Origin of the sequence: Paenibacillus maysiensis, from assembly GCF_000520815.1 — a bacterium.
In the GTDB taxonomy this organism is placed as follows: domain Bacteria; phylum Bacillota; class Bacilli; order Paenibacillales; family Paenibacillaceae; genus Paenibacillus; species Paenibacillus maysiensis.
Genome location: NZ_ASRY01000201.1, coordinates 67,392 through 91,333 on the forward strand (window position 1 = coordinate 67,392; position 23,942 = coordinate 91,333).

25 protein-coding genes and 1 tRNA gene are annotated in these 23,942 nt (G+C 47.6%); 8 read left to right on the forward strand and 18 right to left on the reverse strand.

Going from position 1 to position 23,942, the window contains the following annotated elements:
- Positions 1 to 53 precede the first annotated feature (53 nt).
- Complete coding sequence (acsA, locus tag L696_RS0114340) at positions 54 to 1,769, reverse strand: acetate--CoA ligase (protein WP_025684251.1); 1,716 nt, start codon at positions 1,767 to 1,769, stop codon at positions 54 to 56.
- A gap of 242 nt (positions 1,770 to 2,011) precedes the next feature.
- Between acsA and L696_RS0114345 the strand changes: the two genes are divergently transcribed.
- Positions 2,012 to 2,644, forward strand: a complete 633-nt coding sequence (locus tag L696_RS0114345) for a GNAT family N-acetyltransferase (RefSeq protein WP_025684252.1) — start codon at positions 2,012 to 2,014, stop codon at positions 2,642 to 2,644.
- Positions 2,645 to 2,663: 19 nt separating this feature from the next.
- Here the strand turns inward: L696_RS0114345 and L696_RS0114350 are convergent, their stop codons facing one another.
- The 4 genes from L696_RS0114350 to L696_RS0114365 form a co-directional block, all read right to left on the reverse strand.
- Positions 2,664 to 3,362: a 5'-methylthioadenosine/adenosylhomocysteine nucleosidase gene (locus L696_RS0114350; RefSeq protein ID WP_025684253.1), complete on the reverse strand. Its 699-nt coding sequence runs from the start codon at positions 3,360 to 3,362 to the stop codon at positions 2,664 to 2,666.
- Positions 3,363 to 3,469: 107 nt separating this feature from the next.
- Entirely contained in the window at positions 3,470 to 4,477 is a 1,008-nt protein-coding gene (gene ccpA / locus L696_RS0114355) for a catabolite control protein A (protein ID WP_025684254.1), read from the reverse strand.
- Between the two features lie 107 nt (positions 4,478 to 4,584).
- Complete coding sequence (ytxJ, locus tag L696_RS0114360) at positions 4,585 to 4,926, reverse strand: bacillithiol system redox-active protein YtxJ (RefSeq protein WP_025684255.1); 342 nt, start codon at positions 4,924 to 4,926, stop codon at positions 4,585 to 4,587.
- Positions 4,927 to 5,026: 100 nt separating this feature from the next.
- The gene (locus tag L696_RS0114365) at positions 5,027 to 5,473 is read right to left on the reverse strand and encodes a hypothetical protein (RefSeq protein WP_025684256.1); all 447 of its coding nucleotides are present in this window, start codon (positions 5,471 to 5,473) and stop codon (positions 5,027 to 5,029) included.
- 339 nt (positions 5,474 to 5,812) lie between these two features.
- Between L696_RS0114365 and L696_RS0114370 the strand changes: the two genes are divergently transcribed.
- Positions 5,813 to 6,349: a type 1 glutamine amidotransferase domain-containing protein gene (locus L696_RS0114370; RefSeq protein WP_025684257.1), complete on the forward strand. Its 537-nt coding sequence runs from the start codon at positions 5,813 to 5,815 to the stop codon at positions 6,347 to 6,349.
- 103 nt (positions 6,350 to 6,452) lie between these two features.
- Here L696_RS0114370 and ptsP read toward each other — a convergent pair whose 3' ends face one another.
- The gene (ptsP, locus tag L696_RS0114375) at positions 6,453 to 8,198 is read right to left on the reverse strand and encodes a phosphoenolpyruvate--protein phosphotransferase (protein WP_025684258.1); all 1,746 of its coding nucleotides are present in this window, start codon (positions 8,196 to 8,198) and stop codon (positions 6,453 to 6,455) included.
- Positions 8,195 to 10,078, reverse strand: coding sequence for a glucose PTS transporter subunit IIA (locus tag L696_RS0114380; protein ID WP_025684259.1), 1,884 nt, complete (start codon positions 10,076 to 10,078; stop codon positions 8,195 to 8,197). Before L696_RS0114380 ends, ptsP begins: the two co-directional genes overlap by 4 nt.
- Positions 10,079 to 10,275: 197 nt before the next feature.
- Between L696_RS0114380 and L696_RS30480 the strand changes: the two genes are divergently transcribed.
- On the forward strand, positions 10,276 to 10,431 hold the full coding sequence (locus tag L696_RS30480) for a hypothetical protein (RefSeq protein ID WP_155985397.1): 156 nt from the start codon (positions 10,276 to 10,278) through the stop codon (positions 10,429 to 10,431).
- A 143-nt stretch (positions 10,432 to 10,574) separates the two neighbouring features.
- Here L696_RS30480 and L696_RS0114390 read toward each other — a convergent pair whose 3' ends face one another.
- Positions 10,575 to 11,009 carry a CoA-binding protein gene (locus L696_RS0114390; protein WP_025684260.1) on the reverse strand — a complete coding sequence of 145 codons (435 nt, stop codon included), beginning with the start codon at positions 11,007 to 11,009 and terminating at the stop codon, positions 10,575 to 10,577.
- Between the two features lie 34 nt (positions 11,010 to 11,043).
- Positions 11,044 to 12,336: a 3-phosphoshikimate 1-carboxyvinyltransferase gene (gene aroA / locus L696_RS0114395; RefSeq protein ID WP_025684261.1), complete on the reverse strand. Its 1,293-nt coding sequence runs from the start codon at positions 12,334 to 12,336 to the stop codon at positions 11,044 to 11,046.
- 273 nt (positions 12,337 to 12,609) lie between these two features.
- On the opposite strand from aroA, the gene L696_RS0114400 reads away from it, so the two are divergent.
- On the forward strand, positions 12,610 to 12,915 hold the full coding sequence (locus L696_RS0114400) for a rhodanese-like domain-containing protein (RefSeq protein ID WP_025684262.1): 306 nt from the start codon (positions 12,610 to 12,612) through the stop codon (positions 12,913 to 12,915).
- 216 nt (positions 12,916 to 13,131) lie between these two features.
- Here the strand turns inward: L696_RS0114400 and gndA are convergent, their stop codons facing one another.
- Both gndA and L696_RS0114410 read right to left on the reverse strand, forming a co-directional pair.
- A complete protein-coding gene (gene gndA, locus L696_RS0114405; RefSeq protein ID WP_025684263.1) occupies positions 13,132 to 14,538 on the reverse strand; it encodes an NADP-dependent phosphogluconate dehydrogenase in 1,407 nt (468 codons plus the stop codon).
- 186 nt (positions 14,539 to 14,724) lie between these two features.
- Positions 14,725 to 15,324: a hypothetical protein gene (locus tag L696_RS0114410; protein ID WP_025684264.1), complete on the reverse strand. Its 600-nt coding sequence runs from the start codon at positions 15,322 to 15,324 to the stop codon at positions 14,725 to 14,727.
- 279 nt (positions 15,325 to 15,603) lie between these two features.
- On the opposite strand from L696_RS0114410, the gene L696_RS0114420 reads away from it, so the two are divergent.
- A complete protein-coding gene (locus L696_RS0114420; RefSeq protein WP_025684266.1) occupies positions 15,604 to 16,236 on the forward strand; it encodes a YktB family protein in 633 nt (210 codons plus the stop codon).
- 26 nt (positions 16,237 to 16,262) lie between these two features.
- Here the strand turns inward: L696_RS0114420 and L696_RS0114425 are convergent, their stop codons facing one another.
- Complete coding sequence (locus tag L696_RS0114425) at positions 16,263 to 17,546, reverse strand: MFS transporter (RefSeq protein WP_025684267.1); 1,284 nt, start codon at positions 17,544 to 17,546, stop codon at positions 16,263 to 16,265.
- Positions 17,547 to 17,732: 186 nt separating this feature from the next.
- On the opposite strand from L696_RS0114425, the gene L696_RS0114430 reads away from it, so the two are divergent.
- Entirely contained in the window at positions 17,733 to 19,208 is a 1,476-nt protein-coding gene (locus tag L696_RS0114430; protein ID WP_025684268.1) for an aminotransferase class I/II-fold pyridoxal phosphate-dependent enzyme, read from the forward strand.
- Between the two features lie 122 nt (positions 19,209 to 19,330).
- On the opposite strand, the gene L696_RS0114435 is transcribed toward L696_RS0114430, so the two are convergent.
- Positions 19,331 to 19,636, reverse strand: a complete 306-nt coding sequence (locus L696_RS0114435) for a DUF1292 domain-containing protein (protein ID WP_025684269.1) — start codon at positions 19,634 to 19,636, stop codon at positions 19,331 to 19,333.
- Between the two features lie 79 nt (positions 19,637 to 19,715).
- Positions 19,716 to 20,273, reverse strand: a complete 558-nt coding sequence (locus tag L696_RS0114440) for a hypothetical protein (RefSeq protein WP_025684270.1) — start codon at positions 20,271 to 20,273, stop codon at positions 19,716 to 19,718.
- A 201-nt stretch (positions 20,274 to 20,474) separates the two neighbouring features.
- On the opposite strand from L696_RS0114440, the gene L696_RS0114445 reads away from it, so the two are divergent.
- Complete coding sequence (locus L696_RS0114445; RefSeq protein WP_025684271.1) at positions 20,475 to 21,239, forward strand: MBL fold metallo-hydrolase; 765 nt, start codon at positions 20,475 to 20,477, stop codon at positions 21,237 to 21,239.
- A 120-nt stretch (positions 21,240 to 21,359) separates the two neighbouring features.
- On the opposite strand, the gene L696_RS0114450 is transcribed toward L696_RS0114445, so the two are convergent.
- Positions 21,360 to 21,596: a DUF3892 domain-containing protein gene (locus L696_RS0114450; protein ID WP_025684272.1), complete on the reverse strand. Its 237-nt coding sequence runs from the start codon at positions 21,594 to 21,596 to the stop codon at positions 21,360 to 21,362.
- Between the two features lie 88 nt (positions 21,597 to 21,684).
- Complete coding sequence (locus L696_RS0114455) at positions 21,685 to 22,128, reverse strand: GNAT family N-acetyltransferase (protein WP_025684273.1); 444 nt, start codon at positions 22,126 to 22,128, stop codon at positions 21,685 to 21,687.
- A gap of 141 nt (positions 22,129 to 22,269) precedes the next feature.
- Here L696_RS0114455 and L696_RS0114460 point away from each other — a divergent pair.
- Positions 22,270 to 22,341: transfer RNA gene (locus tag L696_RS0114460), tRNA-Val, on the forward strand.
- Between the two features lie 201 nt (positions 22,342 to 22,542).
- Here L696_RS0114460 and nirD read toward each other — a convergent pair.
- Entirely contained in the window at positions 22,543 to 22,872 is a 330-nt protein-coding gene (nirD, locus tag L696_RS0114465) for a nitrite reductase small subunit NirD (RefSeq protein ID WP_025684274.1), read from the reverse strand.
- A 13-nt stretch (positions 22,873 to 22,885) separates the two neighbouring features.
- The coding region (locus tag L696_RS0114470; RefSeq protein ID WP_025684275.1) for a (2Fe-2S)-binding protein at positions 22,886 to 23,942 on the reverse strand (1,057 nt) is incomplete at its 5' end.

Here is a 23,942-nt window from a genome sequence, read left to right on the forward strand (position 1 = left end):
CAGCCATCACGGCTTTGGAGACTCCCTTTTTTGTATCTTACTAAATGAGCATTTCAATCCTCTATGGTAGACAAATCTCCTGTAGGAAGATTAAGCTCCCAGGCTTTGAGTACACGTCTCATAATTTTACCGGAACGGGTTTTGGGCAGCTTTTCCTTAAACTCAATTTCGCGTGGTGCAGCATGGGCAGACAGCCCTTCTTTGACAAAGCGATAAATATCCTGCTGCAAGGCTTCAGAGGGGGTGTAGCCTTCACGGAGTGCGATAAAAGCTTTAATGATCTCTCCCCGCACAGTATCCGGCTTTCCGATCACTCCAGCCTCCGCTACAGCGGGATGCTCCAGAAGCTTGCTCTCGACCTCAAATGGACCGATTCGCTCCCCGGACGAATTAATGACATCATCAATACGCCCCTGAAACCAGAAGTATCCGTCCTCATCCATATAGGCAGAATCACCGGACACATACCAGCCGGAAAAACGGAAATACTCCTGAAATTTGTTCGGGTTGTTCCATATACGGTTCATCATAGAGGGCCACGGTGTACGTATCGCCAAGTGCCCCATTCGATTAGGGGGTAGCACTTGCCCTCTGTCGTCCAGAATAGCCGCCTGAATACCAGGCAAGGGCTTTCCCATCGAGCCGGGCTTAATCGGTAGCTCAGGGTAATTACAGATCATTTGGCCACCCGTTTCCGTCATCCACCAGGTATCATGAATACGCTGCTTGTATACCTGCCAGCCCCAGCGCACCACCTCGGGATTTAGCGGCTCTCCTACGGATAGCACATGCCGCAGGCTTCCGAGATCATATTTGTCAACGATATCCTCCCCTGCGCTCATAAGCATCCGAAACGCGGTAGGAGCGCTATACCATACGGTCACCCCGTGGCGCTCAATAGTGCGGTACCAGTCCTCGGGGCTAAAACGACCGCCACGGATCACATTTGTTGCTCCATTCAGCCACGGGGCGAAAATGCCGTAGGACGTTCCTGTAACCCAGCCGGGATCGGCTGTACACCAATACACATCATCTTCACGCAAATCAAGCACCATTTTACCGGTATAATAGTGCTGAATCATCGCGTTTTGGACATGATATACGCCTTTAGGCTTCCCCGTTGAGCCTGACGTGTAATGAATAATCAGCCCATCCTCACGACTCAGCCATTCCGGTTCAAGTTCCTCGGAGGACGTAAGCATTTCCGTTTCAAAATCAATAATCCCTTGCTCCCGTTCGTCCACATCGCCAACCACAAAAATATGCCGCAGCTCCGGAAGTTCCTCACGTTGTACGCGCGAGAGAAGTGCAGGCGTGGTCACCAGCGCCACCGCCCCGCTATCTTCCAGCCGATCCTTGACCGCCGTTTCCATAAACGCCTCAAACAAAGGCCCGACGACTGCTCCTACCTTCAAAATGCCAAGCAGACTAATGACCAGCTCAGGTGAACGCGGCATGAATATAAATACCCGTTCCCCTTTGCCAATTCCGTATTTACGCAGCACATTGCCAAACCTGTTGGAGTTGGCACGCAACTGAGAAAAGGTGTAGGCTTCATGGCGGTTCGCGTCATAATACAACAGCGCCGTTTTATCACCTCTCCCTTCCTCTACATGCCGGTCAATCGCTTCGTGCGCCATGTTCACCTTGCCTGATTCATACCACGTAAAATGACGCTCTGCATCTTCCCACTGAAAGCGGTTGTAAGCTTGTTCATATGGGCCCATGTTGGATGTGGGAACTACAGCCTGGAGTTCTTCAATCTTCATGCGTTCAGCCTCCTCACGATATAATGAGAATAATACAGAACATGATAACGCTTACAAATTCAATACAAGCCTGTCAATTCCTTTGTTTAACATCTGATAAAAGCGACTAATTGTGAACAATTTATGTCTAAAACAGTATATCATAGGTGAGGATGTGACGACCATCCTTTTCATTTATTTGTTTTTTTGCTATAAGTAGGGGATATGGAGAGCTAGGTCACGGTAAACAAGGAGGCGCATGTATGCAGCATTTAAAACTGCACCATTTGGACACGCTGAGTCATAACGGACAAAAGATCTACGTAGAAGGCCCCGTATCCGCTGATCAACTGCGTTCATTTCAAATGCATCCACAACTGGACGCCTTTCGCAAGCCGAAGGAGCAATTCGACGCGCTGGTGGATATTTCGGGACTGCCGGAAGGCAGGATTATCATCGCTCATGATGGGGAAACCATTCTCGGATACGTGACTTTTCACTATCCGGATGAGATGGAACGCTGGTCGGAAGCCAGAATGAAGGACCTGCTGGAGCTTGGAGCGATTGAGGTAGCCGACGAATATCGCGGACTGGGTCTGGGAAGCCAAATGATTCGGGTCGCCTTTGAGGACGGACAACTGGAATCCTATATCATTTTTACGACCGAGTACTATTGGCATTGGGATTTAAAAGGCAGCGGTCTCTCCGTATGGGAATACCGCCGCATGATGGAACGTCTGATGAAAACGGTGGATATGGTCTGGTACGCTACGGATGATCCTGAAATATGCTCCCACCCGGCGAATTGCCTAATGGTCCGAATGGGAGAGGATGTCCCCCTCACATCACGGGAACAATTTGACCGTATCCGGTTTGTGAGAAGGTTCATGTATTAAATGTTACACCACTAGCCATTTAACCCAAATGCTTCAGCATATACTCCACAATTCGATGCGAACGATGGGAAGATGCTACTGTAAATTCGCCAAAATTAACGTGAGCAGATCCGTCTGCCTTATCAGACATAGAGCGGAGGACAACGTAAGGCACAGCGTTCATATGGGCTGTCTGAGCCACTGCTGCGCCCTCCATCTCGGTACAAGCACCGTCCATCTCCTGATACAATGCAGCTACCAGTTCACGGCTGGCGATAAACTGGTCACCAGAGAGCACCTTGCCGATAATATAATGATCGCCGATGGATTGACAGGCTTGCTCAGCCAGACGAACAAGAACAGGATCAGCCGCAAACTCCGAGGTATCCTGATAAGGAATGACTCCTCTGGCATAACCCAAAGGCGTTACATCCATATCATGCTGCATACACGTCGAGGAGATCACGATATCTCCAATATTTAAATCCGGATGCACGGCCCCTGCCACTCCTGTAAATATGATTTGTTCCGCTCCAAAGCTATCGATAAGAATTTGTGTCGTTACCGCAGCATTGACCTTACCTACACCAGACTTGCATACGACAACCTGTTGACCGTGAATGACTCCCTTTGTATAGGTGATTCCAGCCTTGACCGACTTACTAGTTTCAGTCATTGCAGCAAGCAGCAGCTCAATTTCTTCATCCATGGCGCCAATTAATCCATAGATTCGACTCATCTCAAATCCCTCTATTCTTTGTTTAATGATGTGCATTAGACTATGTATTCACGAAAAAAGCTCCATTAAAGGAGCTCATCGAAGGTCTATCCTGTTAACAAATCTGTCTAGTCTAGATAATTAACCGACAACCGCAAAATCGTTTCATGCGGCAAAATGACGCGAGGATTTTCCACGTTTTCCTTCTTCATTAGCTTGGTCAGCAAACGCATCGCTACTGCACCCAAATCGTACATCGGTTGCGCCACCGTCGTAAGCTGCGGACGAACCATGGAAGCCATACGAATATTGTCCACACTGATGACAGAAAAATCGTCCGGTACTTTCAAGCCTTCATCCTGAATGCTATGAATCGCACCAATCGCCATTTCATCTGTAGCCGCAAAAATCGCGCTTGGCTTCTTCTTGAGGCCCAGGAAATACTTCATTGCCTCCACACCGGACTCATAACGATAGTTCCCGATGCGCACGAGATCTTCCTGATACTCAATTCCTGCTGCTTCCAGCGCTCTCTTGTAGCCTTGGAAACGTGCATAGCCGTTCGCAGGGTCCTGAAGCGTACCACTAATCATCGCGATTTGACGGTGCCCGTGGCGGATCAATGTATTCACTGCATCAAAAGCAGCGGCTTCATGATCAATATCAACCGAAGGGTAGCTGCCTTTCTCATCACTCGTTGCGCACAGAACGATAGGAACCGCAGCCGTATGAAAGGCCTGAATATGCTCATCCGTTACTGTGCCACCCATGAACAGAAGTCCATCAACCTGCTTTTCGAGCAGCGTATTGATGACACGAATCTCTTTTTCTTTCCTCTTATCGGCATTACACAAAATAATGTTATAGTGATACATATTCGCAATATCCTCAATGCCCCGCGCAATCTCTGCGAAAATTGAGTTTGATATATCAGGGATAACCACGCCGACGGTTGTTGTCTTCTTGCTGGCCAGACCTCTAGCCACCGCATTAGGCCGATATCCCAATTGCTCAATCGCTTCATATACCTTCTTGCGTGTCTGAGGTTTTACGTTAGGATTATTGTTAACTACACGGGACACTGTCGCCATTGAGACACCAGCTTCGCGAGCTACATCATAGATCGTTACCGTCAAATTCCTTCTCTCCATTGCCAATAAATTTTCAACCGAATCCAAGAACAACTAATTAGAACCATGATACGACAAAATACTACTTTATGCAACGACAGCGCTCATTCTATCTATACCAAATGATCGTGAAGCGCACGCGCAGTGATATTCGAATGGGATGTATGCCAGACAACCTCTCCGCCCTTGATCAAAATGGCCTGCGGTGATTCATGCTGCAGCTGGAGCCTGTTGGCAGCCTCATTGGACACTGGCCGGTCTTCTACTACATAAATGATACCGTATTCAATATTTTCGTTGGGAGTGCCTTGCAAATAGGACTCCAGTTCCTGATGTGCGCCAGAGCTAATCGGACAGCGCGTGCTATGTTTAAAAAGAAGCAATGCCTTGTCTGATGACGCTTCCAGCGCCGCATTTAATTGTTGAACAGTAGCCACTTTTGTCATCGTCGCCATTGGATATACATTCCTTTCCGCGTATTGTCGTATGTCCTATTCACATCCTAACAAAAAGAACATGTAAAATCCAATGGTGACCATGAAAATTTTCATTTTTTTAGTTTTTTGTATTCATAAACACCGATTCACTGGTAAAACCGGATAATTGCACCAATCTTTTCTGTACATCGTTCATCCAATCCTCATCTCCCAGACTTCTCGCATAACGATAAAGGTCCAGCAGCAGGTTGATTCGAAACTCCATTCGCTCCTCCAAAGAGGATTGCCAGTCCACATTGGGATTGTCCGCTTCCTCCAGTACCAGCTTGCGAATAATTTCAGCCAGCTCGTTGTTACGGGCAAAGGAAATGCGCCGAGCCGTAGGCTTGCTCCCCAAATTTTGCAATAGCTCCTTGATATCCTTCGTTACATGCTGCAAAACCTCACTGGAGAAGCATGAAGGGCATGAAAATACGGGAACATGTAAAATTTCAACCTTGTCCGCATATATCACATTTCTCAACTCCAGCCCCATCGGTTTACCACAATGGCATTGCTTATGCATTTAACCACCTCATTACGTAGGATCAAGCTATATGAGGATTTCATCAGAATCCAGATATATCTATCTACTAGTCTATAAAAGATTTGTTAACTCTATAAAATTTTTCACACCCTTTTTTATTTCGACTTTGGGACCTCAAATCCTTCCACAGTTTGCAGCTATGAACAAATTATCAAAGGTTTAGCAGGTTACGAGAAAGGTGATGCTGGCATTGAAGGAGCTTGTCATTTACCAAGAACGTACAGAGGAATGGACTTCCGGCGATCTTTTTCTTAAGATGTATAAGGTACAGATTATAAAACAGCAGTGTCATCAAGTGACGCACGAAAGGATGGTTAGATGTCGAGACTTGCCGGAAAAAAGGTTATCGCCCTGGTAGATGAGGAATTCGAGGATCTGGAGCTATGGTACCCCGTGTACCGTGTTCGTGAAGAAGGCGCAGAAGTGCATTTGGCCGGTGCTGAAAAGGGTAAAAAATATATCGGAAAATATGGCGTACCTGCTGAAGCGGAATATGCCTTTGAAGAACTGAACAGCCGCGATTATGACGGGATTCTTGTCCCCGGAGGCTGGGCGCCGGATAAACTGCGCCGCTATCCCAAGGTGATTCAACTCGTACAGGAGTTTCACGCCGCCCAAAAGCCTATCGGGCAAATCTGCCATGCAGGCTGGGTGCTGATTTCCGCCAAAATTTTGGACGGTGTCACTGTAACATCCACACCGGGTATCCGTGATGATATGGAAAACGCAGGCGCCATCTGGAAGGACGAAGCTGTCGTGACGGACGGACATATCGTATCTGCCCGCCGCCCACCTGACCTTCCGCCATATGGAAAAGCGTTTTGCGATCTGTTGGCAAACAATGCTCAAAAATAAGTCAGTTCCAATAAAATGAGCAAAAGCACCTTCAAAACCATGGCTAATGTGGTTTTGAAGGTGCTTTTTTTATTTCCAAACAAAATGCACAGCTAGTGCATGATTACTGGCTTCCTGGCCCGGCCGGAATATAGCCGACATTAACTGCGGTCAGCTTATCTTCGATCGCCGCGCCGGTAGACATGCTGAAGCACGCCTGGGCAACCAGCGTTGCCTCTGCTGCGGACGTGTTCAGTACACGATGCTTGACTCGCAGCAAGGACTGGGGAGACATGCTAAGCTGATGTATTCCGAGCTCCAGCCACAGGGGAATGGAACGTTCATCTCCTGCCATTTCACCGCACACACTCACATCAATCCCTGCCTGATGAGCAGCCTGCGCCGTCATACGCAGCATCCGCAGCACCGCCGGATGGTATGGATGGTACATATGCGCAATCTGCTCGTTCATGCGGTCTACGGCCAGCACATACTGTACCAAATCATTCGTGCCTATACTGAAAAAATCCGTTTCAGCCGCCAGCAGATCGGCAATCATTGCTGCCGCTGGCACCTCAATCATAATCCCTTGCTTGATATGCGGGTTATAGGCAAGTCCTCTCGCATCCAAATCCGCCATAGCTTCCTTCAAGATCGCATCCGCCTGACGGATCTCCTCCACCGATGAAATCATAGGATACATAACCTTGATATTCCCTGCCGCACTGGCACGTAAAATAGCTGTCAATTGAGTCTTGAATAATTCCTTCCAATCGAGACTGATACGTATAGCGCGATAGCCTAAAAACGGATTTTCCTCCTCCGGCAGTTGAAGATAGTCCAGCGGCTTATCCCCGCCGATATCCAATGTACGGATAACAACGGAGTGGTTTCCTGCCTTTCCTGCTACCAGCCGATACACTTCATACTGCTCATCTTCATCCGGTGCGGAGTTTCGATCCATATATAAAAATTCCGTGCGGAACAGTCCCACACCCTGCGCTCCATGCTTCAATGCCACCTCCAGTTCCTTGACAGAGCTGATGTTGGCTGCCAGCCTCAGTTCAGTTCCATCCTTGGTCACGGCTTCCACGGAAGCGAGCACCTGAAGCTGTTCTTTTCTGCGGCGCTGCTCATCACGTAATGCCGTATAATGATCAATAATGGATTTTTCTGGGTTCACGTAAACCTTCCCAAAGTCTCCGTCGACAACCATCATATCTCCCGTCTGGACAGGCAAATTGAGGTTGCTCTCCAGCCCCGAAACGAGCGGAATGCCCATCGCACGGGCCATGATCGCGGAATGCGATGTTTTACCCCCATTCATAGTCACAATTCCTAATACATAGCTTGGATTCAAGTGGGCCGATTGAGATGGAGAAAGCTCCTTGGCTACCAGAATGTAAGGCTGTGTGTCCTTCGGAAGAGTTACTTCCGGCGCACCCAGCAAATGCTTGAGCAGCCGATTCCCCACATCCTTGATGTCGATCGCCCGCTCCTTCATATACTCATCATCCAGCAGATCAAACATCGTCACAAAATGGTCAATTGCTTCCTTAACGGCCACCTCGGCTGCTTTGTATTGGCGCTCGATGATTCCACGAACCTCGTTCATGAATTCAGGGTCCTCCAATATAGCCAGATGCGCATCAAAAATGCTGGATTCCTCCGGTCCCACCATTTCCCGAAACTCATCCTTAATAAACTGGATTTCACTTTTGGATGTGCGTATCCCTTCATACAACCGTTCAAATTCCTTTGCGAGATCTACCGCATCCATTTTTTGATCAGGTAAATCCCACTCCCAGCTCGGCAGGACAAATGCCTTCCCGATTGCCACACCTGCTGCGGCGCCGATGCCTTCTATCATGTCTCTACCCCTCCAACATTCCTGTCATGCAGCACAACGGACATTACCGAGGCCTGACCTTTTTTCACTGTTTTAAACGGAGCAAAGCTCCATGACTTCACGCGATCCGGGTTCGTAATGACCATAGGGGTCACTAACGATGGAGCTTGTTCCCGCAGTGCCTGCAAATCAAATTTAATCAGCAATTGTCCCGGTTCCACCGTATCGCCTGCTTCTACCATAGCAGTAAAATTCCCTTTTAGCTGTGAAGTATCAATCCCTATATGAAGCAGAACTTCAAGTCCCTCTCGTGTAGAGATGCCTAAAGCATGCATGGTCGGATACAGATGCATAACCGTACCATACACCGGAGACACAAGTTCACCTCGTTCGGGAACAAAAGCAACTCCGTCCCCGACCAGCTTCGTTGCAAAAATTTTGTCCGGTACCTCGTGAATCGGCAGCATTTTTCCATGCACCGGGGCGTTGAACAACACTTGAGGAAGATCGCGCTCCATAAGCTTCGCGATTTCCTCACGAATCAGCTCCGAATACGTCCCAAACACAACCTGCAAGTTGCCCCCTCCCAGGTTGATGAGTCCAGCCGAGCCCAAAGCTTTTATCGCTCCGGTATCAATCAGCCGATCATTGTGGACGGTGAGGCGCAGCCGTGTAATGCAGGCTTCCACCCGAACAATATTTTCCTTCCCTCCAAGCGCCTCCAAAATGAGCGGTGCGCTGTAGGGAATATTGCCTGCCCAATCCTCTAGAACCGAACCTTCCTCGCGGCCTGGAGTGGGAATACGGAACCTCCGAATCGCCCAGCGGAATAGCACATAATACACCAGCCCATACGCCACGCCTAACGGAATCAACAACCAGGCGTTATGTGACAGATGGAAATTGAGTACGTAATCTATAAAACCCGCTGAATATGAAAAACCGTGATGTATATCCAGCTCAAAAGTAAGCCACATGGCCAGACCTGACATGACTGCATGAACGAGGAACAAATAAGGAGCAGCAAACAAAAATGCAAACTCAATTTGTTCTGATACACCAGTAAAAAAGCAGACGAGTGCAGCAGTCAAAAACGTCTTTTGCACCTTTGGTTTCAAATCTTCACGCGCTTCCTGAATAATCGCCAGCGCAATGGCTGGAATCGCAAACATCATAATCGGAAACAACCCTGACATAAAATAGCCCGCCGTCGGATCGCCAGCAAAAAAACGGGGTAAATCCCCCTGCACTATGTCGCCTGACGGCGTTTTATATGTACCTAGTTGAAACCAAAATATATTATTAAGCAGATGATGAAGGCCAAAAGCAGCCAGCACCCGATACAAAATACCGTAAATAAACAATCCGAAGCCGCCCAGACTCAATTCCAGACCTGCTATAAATTGTAATCCTCTCTGAATGAGTGGTGCCACTATCAGCATCAGTCCTGCGAACACGGCGGAGAACAAGCCAATCAGCAGCAAAACAAATCGAGTCCCTCCAAAAAATTGGAGTACCTCAGGAAGCTTAATGCTTTTGAAGCGGTTATACGCCACCCCTGAAATGACACCCAAAATGATGCCAATGAGCGTCGCGGGATGAATGAGTCCGTTTCCAAATCTCAATGTGACCTGATCATATATAGCCATACCAGCCAATGCCGCCAGTCCTGCCTGACCTGCCTGATTCGACATGCCGAGTGCTACACCAACCGCAAACAAGTACGGCAAAAAATAAAAAATCCCACGCCCTGCTGCATTAGCCATTTCAGACACCATTGGAAATCCCCACGTGGACCAGGGAAGGCTTCCGAGACTTAGTAATATAGCAGCAGCCGGTAACACCATCGTCGGGAGCATGACAGCCCGACCAAGCTGTTGTAAGGATCCGAGCCAGTTCATGGCATTCCTCTCCTTTCTATCCCTGATGGTAAGTCGAATAAATACTTTTGTCAAAGCGATTCTCTTGCTTGATAAAAAATACTATTATACGCTTTTCAGGTCTGAATAGCTCTATTCAAACGTCTTATTTAAGTTATATTTTGCGTGTTTATCAGCTTGGACCATATTATTCTGAAACAAAAGGAGATGCAGCATGAGTGAAATACTTTTTAAAAAAATATGGATCAACGCGCTTTAACAGCACAGACACTCGCCTCGACAATATGGAGCAGCGGTTCGACATCATGGATTCACGTCTGGATGGTATGGAGGACTCTCCACTTGAGGGTATAGATCACAATACTGTCGATTGAGCTCATTCACCAAGATAATATCACAAAAATGGCATACATACATTATATGGATTCCTGTAAGCATAATATAGCCCAATTTCCACACACCAAAAACCTTCTCCCCGTATTTCATAGGGGCGAAGGTTTTTTTCTTCATGTCCAGATTATCCTTTACGTACTGCTTGGGTTATGGAATCCTCTACCTTGATGCAACGATCCATAATAACCGTCATTCCATGCTCCTGCGCAATGTCAGCGGCTTCCTGGCTGATAATGCCCTGTTGAAGCCACAAAACCTTCGCACCTATAGCAGCCGCCTCACGAGCAACCTCCGCGCAGTACTCACTGCGACGGAATACATTGACCAACTCGACAGACTCGGGCACTTCTTCGAGACTTGCATAGCAAGTTTCTCCTAAAATCGTTTGCCCCGCTGCCGCAGGATTAACCGGAATAATACGGTATCCCCGCTTTTGCATCGCATAAGACACCATATGCGAGGTCCGGTCTGCTTTATCAGACAAACCTACAACCGCAATGTTGCCCACTTGTTCCAAAATGTTTTTGATCTCTTCCCTTGACGGATTTTCAAAAGCCATCCTTTTCCCTCCTGTCCACTTTTAGAACTTACTTTTATTTTACCCACTCTACAGAGGCGCCAAGCGTCGTCAGATGGTCAAAATATTGCGGATATGATTTGGCAACATGATGCGCATCCTTGATCACCAGCGGTTTCTGTGCCCGCAGACCGACAACTGTCAAAGCCATAATAACACGGTGGTCAAAATGCGCGTTAATTTCAACACCGCCTTCAACCCCCTCCGGTCTGCCATATACGATAATTTCAGCCTGACGTTCCTCCACCCGAGCTCCGGCCTTGGTCAGTTCGTTCAAATAATCGGTAATGCGATCACATTCCTTGTACCGCAAATTTTCCACATTATAAAAACGGGACGTGCCGTCAGCAAATACAGCCGCAGCCACCATCGCCAGCACCGCATCGGTTGCAGCATCACCGTCAAATTCAATGGCCTTCAAACGGCCATTCCCCTTCACGACAACGGTGTCGTTCTCGTGCGTCAGCGGTACTTCCATCATACGAAGTACATCTACAATAGCACGTTCTCCTTGCTTGCTCTGCTCCTTTAGCCGATGGATGGTGACATCCGAGTTCGTGACCGCAGCCGCCGCCAGCACCGCGGCGCTGCCCGGATAATCGCCCTGCATGGTATATGTGCGTGGCTGATAAGATTGTCGTCCGGGCACACGGAAAGACATATAATCATCACTTGCATGAATGATAATGCCTGCCTCTTGAAGCACCTCCAGCGTCTGACCAATAACCACCTTGGATTTCAGATCATGCAGCACCTCAATTTCGCTATCTTCCTCCAATAACGGCGTGAGGAATAGCAAAGCGCTCAAATATTGCGAGCTAACCGAACCGGATACCTGGATTTTGCCGCCTTTGGGCTGACCGCCCTGAATGCGGATCGGAAGCTTACCTTCACGATGATCTACCTGTACACCCAGTTGACCCAATGCGTCGATCAAATCATCATGTGGTCGTTTTCCCAGCGAATCGGGATATGTATTGACGAAAGTAACATCCGGGCACAGCGATGCGATCCCCATCAAAAAACGAAGCACTGCTCCAGCGTTACCTACATTGAGCTCCTTCACAGCACGAGGATGGCTGCCAAAGCCCGTGATGACTATTTTTTCATCATCCTCTTCCAGCACTGCCCCCAGATCAGCGATACAACGACGCATAGCATCACTGTCCTCACTGTGTGCCGGAAAATAAATGGTACTTTGTCCATCGGCAAGCGCTGCTGTCAGCAAATAGCGTGTAGTGTAGTTTTTGGAGGACAAGGCCCCAATCTCCCCTTGCAACGAAGGGGTAGGTCTAACGATAACATCCATAATGTACATGCTCCTTTTCGGATTTTAACCAACTCGTTTTACGTTAATTATACAAGCTGTGATGTTCATTTCTCCACCAGAAAAACACTGAATATCAAGCAAAGCCTGCCCGAGTTTCATCCCGGCGATTCATTAATCTATACCCGCCTTTAGGATTAGCCCGATTGACAGCTTGCAGATAGCTTGGATATCATACATAGAGTGTATAAGAGGTTTGGTATAAGCCATTAACACACGAGTCACCTATTTTATATTCAGAAAAGAGGTCCGGCCATGACGCAAATCGCCCTGATTGAACCTTCTGAGCTTCGTGCACGCCTGCAAGCAGGCGAACAATTGCAACTGATCGACGTTCGTGAGGCAGAAGAAGTAGCGGAAGGCATGATTGACGGTGCCAAGCATATTCCGCTCGGACAGATTCCAAGTCGTCTTGAGGAAATTGAACGTACCGGTGAAATTATCTTTATTTGCCGGAGCGGTTATCGCAGCCAACGAGCCTGCGAATATTTACAACAACTCGGTTATGAAGGCTGCACTAACATGACCGGCGGCATGCTGCAATGGTCACAAGAGCAGTAAAATGCTGCACACCAAATGAGACGGGATCTTCCCGTCTTTTTTGTCGTGACTCAAAGCTTAGACGCGGTGATGTATTAAAATAACTATTCCTATCATACCACAGTGCCGAAAGCTAAGACAATCCACTAAAAAAAACGGAAGCTTCCTCCGCCACAGAGGGCAAAAGAAGCTTCCGTTGTATTACATTGCTGTTATCCTAGCATATTCGCCATTTCCTTAGAACCATTGGTGATGGAATACGCCTTCTTTGTCCACACGTTTGAACGTATGCGCACCGAAGTAGTCACGTTGTGCTTGCAGCAAGTTTGCTGGCAGACGCTCAGTACGGTAGCTGTCATAGTATGCAAGCGCACTGGAGAAGCCTGGCACTGGAATACCTTGAGATACAGCTACGGAAATTACCTGACGCCATGCGTTTTGGTAAGTTTCTACTACATTTTTGAAGTAGGAATCCAGCAACAGGTTTTTCAGAGCAGGATCGTGATCATACGCTTCCTTGATGTTTTGCAGGAATTGCGAACGGATAATGCAACCGCCGCGGAAGATCATAGCGATTTTTCCGTATTTCAAATCCCAATTGTATTCATCGGAAGCTGCACGCATTTGTGCGAAGCCTTGAGCATAAGACACAATTTTACTTGCGAACAATGCTTTACGTACGCTTTCGATAAATTCTTTTTTGTCGCCGCTGAAGGATTCAGCATTAGGACCGCTCAGCACTTTACTTGCCGCAATACGCTCGTCTTTCATAGCAGACAGGAAACGGGAGAATACGGATTCGGTGATCATGGACAATGGAACGCCCAGATCCAGCGCGCTTTGGCTTGTCCATTTACCAGTACCTTTTTGACCCGCAGCATCCAGAATAACGTCTACCATTGGTTTGCCTGTTTCGGAATCATATTGGGAGAAGATGTCAGCCGTGATTTCGATCAGGTAGCTGTCCAGCTCGCCTTTATTCCATTCTGTGAAGATTTCATGAAGCTCTTCCGCATTCACATTCAGGACCGATTTCAACAGGTGATAAGCTTCACCGATCAATTGCATGTCACCGTACTCGATACCGTTATGCACCATTTTTACATAGTGACCAGCACCGTCAGGACCGATATATGTGCAGCATGGGTCGCCATTCACTTTAGCAGAGATTGCTGTCAGAATCGGCTCTACCAGCTTGTAGGCACTTTCTTGTCCACCCGGCATGATGGAAGGACCGTTCAAAGCGCCTTCTTCACCACCGGATACGCCTGTACCAATAAAGCGAAGTCCTTTTTCCTCCAGCTCCTTACTGCGGCGCTGTGTATCAGGGAAGTAGGCATTGCCTCCGTCTATAATAATGTCGCCCTTGTCCAGATGAGGCACAAGCTGCTCAATCGTAGCATCTGTTGCTTTACCCGCTTGAACCATGATCAGGATTTTACGGGGTGATTCCAGAGAGTTCACAAATTCTTCAATGGAGAAAGTACCCGTCAGTTTTTTACCTTCTGCTTCTTTGATAAGATCGTGCGTTTTTTCTGGAGAGCGGTTAAAAACCGAGACGGTGAAGCCTCTGCTCTCAATATTAAGGGCCAAATTCTTACCCATTACTGCCAGACCGATCACACCAATCTGCTGTTTTGCCATCTGGTTCCTCATCCTTTGCAACATATTTTTATTCTAAATCGCCGCTTTACCGCATTACACTTTGAGTGAATCGGAACACGTGCAATTCTATTTTAACGTTTTTGGTGTCAGAAGTGAACCCCTGTCTATTCGCAGATCAAAACACCCCATTTTCATGAGGTGTTCAGTTATACTAAATCTACATCATTATGCTTCCATCATCAGTAGTTGGCGGGATAGCGCTTGCAGGCGTTCATGGCAGTTCCCGGCTCTGGCCGTATCTCCCTCTGTCATTGCCGTGAAAAGCCTCTCCAATTCAATATCCACTTCCATTCTGAGCAGCAGCAGTCGGGTCTCTCCCTCATTGGAAAAGTACATATCCTCCATCTCCTGCGCTGACAGCACTGGTCCCTTCTGATAAATAACGCGTTGCTTAAAACCGGTAACCTCGACCAGACGAATGACCTCACCGAACAAAATATTTTCCACCAAAATATGATGGTCCTTAACTCTTTTGACAATGGCATGGCCTCGGGTGCTTCCGATCAGCTTTTCCAACCACTCCGCCAGCTTGGCGTCGCGGATCACATAATCTCCGGCCAACTTGTAGTGCCCTGTACGCAATTGTTGAAAACGAAGCTTCACCAGCTTGCGCCCGGTTCTTACCGACAGCACCAGGTACGACTCATCCTCGCTCCAGTACAGCGAATACCCTTCCGATATCAAATCCTTGATCAGATTATGGATATGCCGACGGCTAAACCGGAGCTCCAGATTGCAATATTCTACCTCGCAGCCCTTGTTCACGGCATTCCCTCCTTTTTCAAGTCCGATTCAAGAAGTCCGGCTACAGCAAGCCTGCGGCTTTCCCGCTTGATCTTCCCTTGCTCTATTTTATACTTCATTTTATGTAAGGGTACTTGGTTATTTGACCTATTTTTATGAGTAACAACGCACAATCCTACTTTTGACTTATGCGCTTGTCCCAAACCCGGCCTAAAGTCGGTCAAGCCTGCTGACGTTATGCTATAATCGGACATATTACGCCACACGAAATGGCTTAACCCAGTTACAGGAGGAAAAGGTATGACGTTCAATGGATTTACAGCAAAGGACTTTGATGTTTTTGAAATACCGGGGCTGGAGCCTCGCATGGAGGTACTGATTGAACAGGTTCGACCCAAACTGGAAGCGATTGGTGCGGAGTTGGCTCCTTTCCTGACGGACTTGTGTGGCGAGCCTATGCACGTTCACGTTGCAAAGCATGCACGGCGCAAAGTGAATCCTCCCAAGGATTCCTGGGTAGCTTGGGCGGCAAACAAGCGTGGATACAAGGCGTTGCCGCATTTTGAGGTAGGGATGTTTTCTTCTCATCTGTTCATCATTTTCGCGATTATTTATGAAAGCCCGAACAAAACCACGTTTGCCCAGGCACTCAAAGCCAATCTGAGCGATGTCCGCACTAGCCTACCGGGTCATTTTTACTGGTCCATGGATCATATGGCCCCGGAAGGTACGGAGCAAAAGCAAATGGACGAGAAGGATTTTCAAACGATCATTGACAAGCTGCAACAGGTTAAAAAAGCCGAGGTCATGTGTGGTATCCGTATTGACCGGGAAGATCCACTCGCCAGCGACGGGGCTGCATTACTACAGGCAGTGCGTTCCACTTTTGAGCGTTTGCTGCCGCTGTACCGAATGGCTTTCCCGAAAGAGTAACCAGCATTGGCCAATCAAGCTACCAATCAGGCTTCAGCCGTCTTTCTGCGCGGATTACGTGCCAAAGCCAGATGACAGCCGAACATGAGCAGCATTACAACTCCGCTGATGATAAATGGAGCTGTGTGTCCTGCGCGGTCCCACAGCACTCCTGAAACGAGCGGACCGATGACCATACCTGAACCTTGGAGTGTCAGAAAAAAGCCCCATATCGTCGCTCGCTCGCTTTCTGGGATCAATTTGGCGAGGAACGTGTTCCATGCAGGCAAAATGAGCGCATAGCCCAAGCCGATGAGGGCTACGGATACAAACACAAGCGGAATGGATCGGACGGCGGAAAAGAAAAACAGCGTAATCCCGGCAAGTAAAAAACCGGCGTGCAGAAAGTATTCTGTTCCGAGCCGATCCACCAGCTTTCCGCAAGGAATAAGCGCCAGCACCGTTACCCCGCCGCCAGCAATTAGAAGTACACTGTACAAATTCGGCGAAATTCCGAGGTCCGTACGGGCGTACAGCGTCAATACCGGGCTGATTAAACCGATAACAAACGATTGTAAAAACAGAGCCGGGTAAATCAATGGGTTTACATTTAGTTTTGTTTTGAGTGTAATGATCGTCTCCTTGATTCCTCCCAGCAGCTTCGGCTTTTGATTTGCAAGACCGTCGGAGGACACCAAAGCGCTCCGTTGCAGCGCCCCGTTGTCGGCAGACTCTTTCCGTCCGGGCAGCATCAGGGAGACCAACAACAGCACAATACTGCATCCTGTCAAAATCATAAACACCCTTCCGTAAGAATGACCATAATGTGCCATAGCGAAATTCATAACAAGCGGCCCCATTCCTGTTCCGCCCATGGACGCAATTTCCAATGTACCCATCGCCGCACCATTGCTGTTATTAGGCCCGGACATTTCAGTCGTTCCAGTCATGGCACAAGGCCAGAGCGGAGAAGTGCCCAGACCGAGTAACAGACAGGCAACTACGAGCCACACTGGCTCTGTCAGCACGCTTAGCATGATCACCGCAACAAGTGTAAACAGCAACGCGGTCGACATCGTTCCCCGGTAGCCGAGCCGTTCAGCTATCCAGCCCGCCGGTGCCCGGAACGCATTGTCACCAAAATACTGGAGCGAAAAGGCCAGACCGATAATTCCGGCTGACAGTCCGAGCGTTTCTCCCATATATACCGGCAGGATAGCTACCAGAAGAGATCCCTTCATAAATTCAACCAGAAATACCAGTACCCATAATTCCGCAAAAAAGGGAGACCATAACTTCCGAGGATTTTTTTCTCTTCCGATTTGTTTCATCTGTCCCACATCCTTTGCCTTCGTTTTTTCGTCATAAAGTCCGGGTTGTCTCCATACTCCTCTCATTCACAAATAAAAGCACCATCAACCGCTTGCATTCCTACTTCAAACTGCTATACTCAATTTTGTTCTATTATCACTTGCCAGGATTGTCGAAATCCTGCACGAAAGGTTGTGACAACACTAATGAATCAAAGCAACACCCCGCTTTTTACTGCTTTGAAAAAGCATGCTCAGAGCAACCCGGTTCAATTTCACATCCCAGGTCATAAAAAGGGAGTGGGCGCAGATTCGGAATTTCGCGAATTTATGGGTGATAATGCCTTTTCCATAGATATGATCAACATCGCTCCATTGGACGATCTGCATCAACCTACGGGTGTCATCGAAGAAGCCCAAAAGCTTGCGGCAGAGGCCTACGGAGCAGATTATACTTACTACAGTGTACAGGGTACAAGTGGAGCTATCATCACTATGATTATGTCCATCTGCTTGCCAGGTGATAAAATTATTGTACCCCGAAATGTACACAAATCTATAATGTCTGCCATTATATTGTCTGGAGCAAAGCCTGTATTCGTATCTCCAGTCAGTGATGAAAATCTTGGTATTCACCACGGGATTACAACCAAGTCCGTACGCCGGGCACTGGAACGCCATCCTGACGCCAAGGGCGTCCTCGTCATCAACCCGACATATTACGGTGTGTGCGCCGATTTGAAAGAAATTGTTGATCTCGCTCACAGCTATAATGTGCCGGTCCTGGTCGATGAGGCCCACGGTGTACTCATTCATTTTCATCCTGATCTGCCGATGTCCGCCATGGAAGCGGGAGCAGATATGTCAGCTACAAGCGTCCATAAGCTAGGCGGTTCCTTGACACAAAGCTCGATTCTGAATGTGAATACCAAAAACGGATACGTCAATCCGCAGCGTGTGCAGACAATCTTCAGTATGCTGACAACGACTTCCACTTCCTATATCCTGCTGGCTTCTCTGGACACATCACGCCGCAATCTGGCTCTCAATGGCTATGAAATAGCGCAACGTGCGCTTGATTTAGCCGAATATTGCCGTGCAGAGGTCAACAAGATTGAAGGATTATATTGCTTTGGCAGTGAAATTCTCGGTACAGAGGCAACCTATAATTATGACGCGACCAAAATCACCATTCATATTCGTCATCTAGGCCTTACTGGGTACGACGTTGAAAATTGGCTGAGAGAAAACTACAATATCGAGGTTGAGCTTAGCGATATGTACAATATCCTCTGTCTGGTGACCCCCGGGGATACGAAAGAGAATATTGAGATTTTATTGAAGGCTCTGCGTGAACTGGCTGCTATTCATTATTCTACAGGTCAGCAGCATGAACTGGATGTAAAAATACAGGATATCCCGCAGCTCTCCCTGATTCCGAGAGACGCTTTTTACGGAGATACGGAAGTGGTACCATTCAAGGAATCTGCTGGACGCATTATTGCAGAATTCATTTATGTATATCCACCGGGTATTCCCATCTTGCTACCGGGCGAGGTCATTTCGCAGGACAATATTGATTATATTGTCGATCATGTGGAAGTAGGCCTGCCTGTAAAAGGACCGGAGGATCGCACCGTGCATCAGGTGAAGGTTATCGTTGAAACAGACGCCATTTCCTAAGCCTCCTGGGCCGTAACAAGCTTGGAAAATCTTATGAGCATCTTAAAAGCTTAACAAAAAAAGCCCCCGTTTGGGGGCCTCTTCATTAGCTTACAAAGTTGTAACAGCCAATAGATCCAATGCTATTCGTATTGGGCAACCAGCTCGCTGTATGCCTCTTCTACACGTTTCCATTCATCTTCGTCCTCGATATTGTAAAGCACCATTTCTTCGTTTTCTTCTTCCATACGAAGAATAATGCCGTCTGCTTCAGGATTGCCGCGCTCCAGCAGGAGAGCGTAAACGTGATTTTCTACGTCAAAGGTCTCTACCAGCACCATTTCTACATCTTTGCCATTTTCATCAGTTAGCGTAAGAACCATTTCTTCATGTTCGTGGTCATGATCGTGGTTGCAGGCTTCACCGTGTTCATGTTTGTGATCACTCATGGAAATACCTACCTTCAAATTGTTTTATTTTCCCCCGTATCGTAACATGATCAAGGGTGCAGGTCAATTTGTGGTGTGCCTAATTTATCGCTGTAATGACTTTTTCGGACACCAGTGTATAACTGCCGTCTTTGCTCTCTTTAATGTAGAAACCGACCCGATAATTCCCTGCTGTTTTGAAATCATACGTAAAGTCGTTTGTACGAAACCAAAAGTTATCCTTTTGTGCTCCGCTGATATCCTGGGACTGAATATCCTTTACGTTGCCCGAAGGGTCGGTGATCGCCACCTTCACTCCGGAGATATCCGTTTTCAAGGTATCAATTTGACTGAATACATTGAACTTCACTTTATTGCCTTTATTCACGTTACCAAACACAGTATCCCCCTTGAACAGGAACATATGCACGTTCGGTTGGTCGAAAACAACCTTTCCACCGGACGGATCAAAACTCACAATCCCGTTAAAATCCCGAATGGGCACATACGTCTTGCCGTCAATGACAACCGCGCCATCCTTCGACACCTCTCCGTTAATAATCAGCTTCACTTGGTCCTTGACGGATTCTGCCGAAATAACGGTCCCTCCCATTATCGAAAAGGCCATCACTAGGGCCATAACTTTTCTCCACTTCATCGCTAGATATCCCTCCATCATCATCTGTTAAATAACTTCTGTCTTACATTTATACCTAGCTCAGTTCCACAAGTTGCGCTGTGCATCACAAATTGTCCAAAGTTTTTGATATGGCGTAAAATCTTTAATTTCTAACAGCATCGATGGTAAGATACGACTGTAGAGAATTTATAAACATTTAGCCTGGAGGGTGAAATACGAATGAGCCTGACCATACAAATGCTAGGCACAGGCAGTGCCTTTGCCAAAAACTATTACAACAATAACGCACTGCTGGATAGTGGAGAAGGCAAGCTGCTAATCGACTGTGGAACAACCGCTTCGCTGGCTCTGCACCAAATGGGTGTCCCATTGCCCGAAATTGACGCCATTCTGATCACCCACATTCACGCCGATCATGTCGGAGGTCTGGAAGAGTTTGGATTTCAAATGAATATCCTACATGGTCACAAACCTGTGCTTTGTATCGCAGAACCGCTAATTCATCCATTATGGGAAAATACGCTCAAGGGGGGCATGTCACAGCAAGGAATGATTGGCAAGCTGGAGGATGTGTTTGAGGTAAACGTTCTGACGCCTGGTGAATCCACCAGCTTAATATCTGGCATCGAAGTTGAGCTCATTCCTACCCGTCATATCCCCGGTAAAGACAGCTACTCCCTGTTCATTAATGACCGTCTTTTTTATAGTGCGGATATGATCTTTGATCCTGGCCTGCTGAATCAACTGGTACACGAGCGGGGCTGTCGCAGCATTTTGCATGAGGTTCAATTACAGGGTGCAGGAGAAGTCCATACGACGTTGGACGAGCTACTCAGCTTGCCAATCCTGCTTCAAGAGCGGATTCGTCTCATGCACTATAGTGACGACATGGAGCAATTCAGGGAAAAGGCTGGAGTCATGTCCTTTCTGGAGCAGCAGCGCGTATACAACATTGTGGAGTTGGAACGCACGGAGCAAAAATAATACTGGATACAAAGTGAAATAACAAAAAGCCGCCGGGTTTCCAACTGGAAAAAGAGCCCGGCGACTTTGGCATATACTTGCGTGCAGTTATGTGCTTAGCGTAGATGCTTGAAATAAACGTCAGAACAACGGCAACTGATCCAAATTATTCGTAGGATCTCCATCGGCATCTCCGCGAATCCGCTTGCTTCCATCCTTGGCTTTGAATACATTGACCCCGGCAATCGAGCCTGCTTCAATTTCATTCAGAGCCTGACTGTAATCCAAAACCCGTCCGGTAGACGTCTGAAATGACATCAGATCACCATCACCGTTTTTACGTACTGCCGTAATTTGTTCCCGTTCTGCATTAGCCATGCTGCATCGCTCCTTATCCATAGTATAGTAGAGGAACTTTTACTAGCGTGCACCCTATGCAGAATTATATGCATCTTTGTACTGCCACCTACAGCTTTTTGCGCATACGCACATGTGGAATCCCGGCATCGTCAAAAGGTTCTTCCGAAATCGTCTCGTAACCGAGCTTCTCGTAAAATTTTTCAGCTTGACATTGAGCATCCAGCAGCGAATGCCGTAGCCCCAGCTCACGCGCACGTTCCTCCAGAGCCAGCAGTAATATACGTCCGTAACCCCCTGAACGATGCTCCTTGAGAACCGCAATACGTTGCATTTTAGCTGTATCTTCCTCATAGTAGGTCAAGCGTCCCGTTGCCACCATCTTACCATGATCAGAGATCAGCAAATGATGTACAGTATCCCCCAGCTTGTCATAATGGTCGATTTCTAGATCGAGAGGAACCTTTTGCTCTTCGACAAACACTTTGGTACGGATCAATATTGCCTCCCGTAGCTGCTCCTCTGTTGTTACACTTATAATTTCTGCGGCCATCATCCGCTCCCCCTTATCATTGCTTCATTTTGAAAACTCACTAAATTTGAATTATATATAAAAATGGTAATGAAGTACAATCTAATTTCTATTTTTCTACTTTACATTTATCGTTAATACATGATATTATCTAATAACCGAAGGACGGTAGCTCAGCGGGAGAGCATTATCTTGACAGGGTAAGGGTCATGGGTTCGATCCCCATCCGTCCTATACGTCAAAAGCCTTGATACTCAAGGCTTTTTTTGTTTATTTAGAGATGAATTGGGTGCTATAAGAAGAGCAAAACAGATTACCTATACATATTGAGTCAATTGTTTAACGATTCTTCGTTAATCATACTTAGAAGATAAAAAGCCGACCAGAAAATAGGGTCGGCTTTTCTGTATGCTCAGCTTAATATACACAGAAACCTTAGATTACGATATAAACAGCTCCGCTCTCATTGTCAATCTCCGTGGGGTAAGCGGTCACACATCCAGTATCCGGCTCTAGCGCCCTTCCGGTGGATAGGTCGATTTTCCAGTCATGGAGCGGACAATGGACTGCTGATCCACATATCATTCCTTCAGATAACCGTCCCCCCTTATGCGGGCAACGGTTCTCAAGCGCACGCACGCTGCCGTCGCTCAGGCGGAATACGGCTATCTCTGTATTATGAATGCGAACTGTCCTTGCTCCACGTCGGTCAATTTCGTTCAGATCGGCTATCCTGATTCTGCTGGTTGTGGTATTGGTCTCCATTGTAATCAGCCCCCTATTCCGTTACTGGCTTAAGTTCTGGCAGCCGCACAAAATTCTTGCGTAGCTCTTCGTCATGAATGATTTCGTGCCACGGATCAGTCGTCGTGCTTAGCGTTTCCTCAATTCTGCTCACCAGTTGCTGTCTCGTCTCCTCATTTGCAAGTGCCTGCTTGATGGATTCCAACCCGACTCGTTCCACCCAGTGGGCTGTGCGCTCGTTCCAATTCGCCTGCTCACGATAATATTGCAAGTAAGCACCGGTCCATTCCATCACTTCATCCTCCGTTTTAACGGTACAAAGTAGTTCAGCCGCCCGTACCTTAATACCGCCGTTACCCCCGACGTAGATCCCCCAGCCACCGTCAATAGCGACAACGCCCAAATCCTTGATCGTCGCTTCGGCGCAGTTCCGCGGACAACCAGACACAGCCAGTTTAACTTTAGATGGCGCATTCAGACGTTCAAATGCCTTTTCCAACCGGATGCCCATGCCCATAGCGTCCTGAGTGCCGAAGCGGCAAAAGGTGTTACCGACGCATGTCTTAACCGTTCGCAGCGTCTTCCCGTAGGCATGCCCAGACGGCATATCCAACTCGGACCAGATACCCGGCAAATCCTCCTTTTTCACACCGAGCAGGTCAAGACGTTGTCCGCCCGTAAATTTCACCAGAGGCACATTGTATTTCTCCGCGACAGCAGCAATTTTCTTCAAGTCCGCAGGTGAAGTAACTCCTCCGTAAATACGGGGTACGACGGAATATGTGCCGTCTTTCTGGATATTGGCATGGTACCGTTCATTCGTGAATCTGGATTCCTTCTCATCTGCGTATTCCATCGGCCACAGCATACCAAGATAATAATTGAGGGCCGGGCGGCATTTGGTGCAGCCTTCAGGTTCGTTCCATCCCAGCACATTCATAACTTCTTTGACGCTCTTCAATCCCATTTTCCGAATACCGTCAATGATCGCTTCCCGATCAAGCGTTGTACAGCCACAGATACCCTCTTTAATCGCTTCCCCGGTTTCTGCACCTGCGTACAGCTGTAACAGCCCCTCCACTAATGGCTTG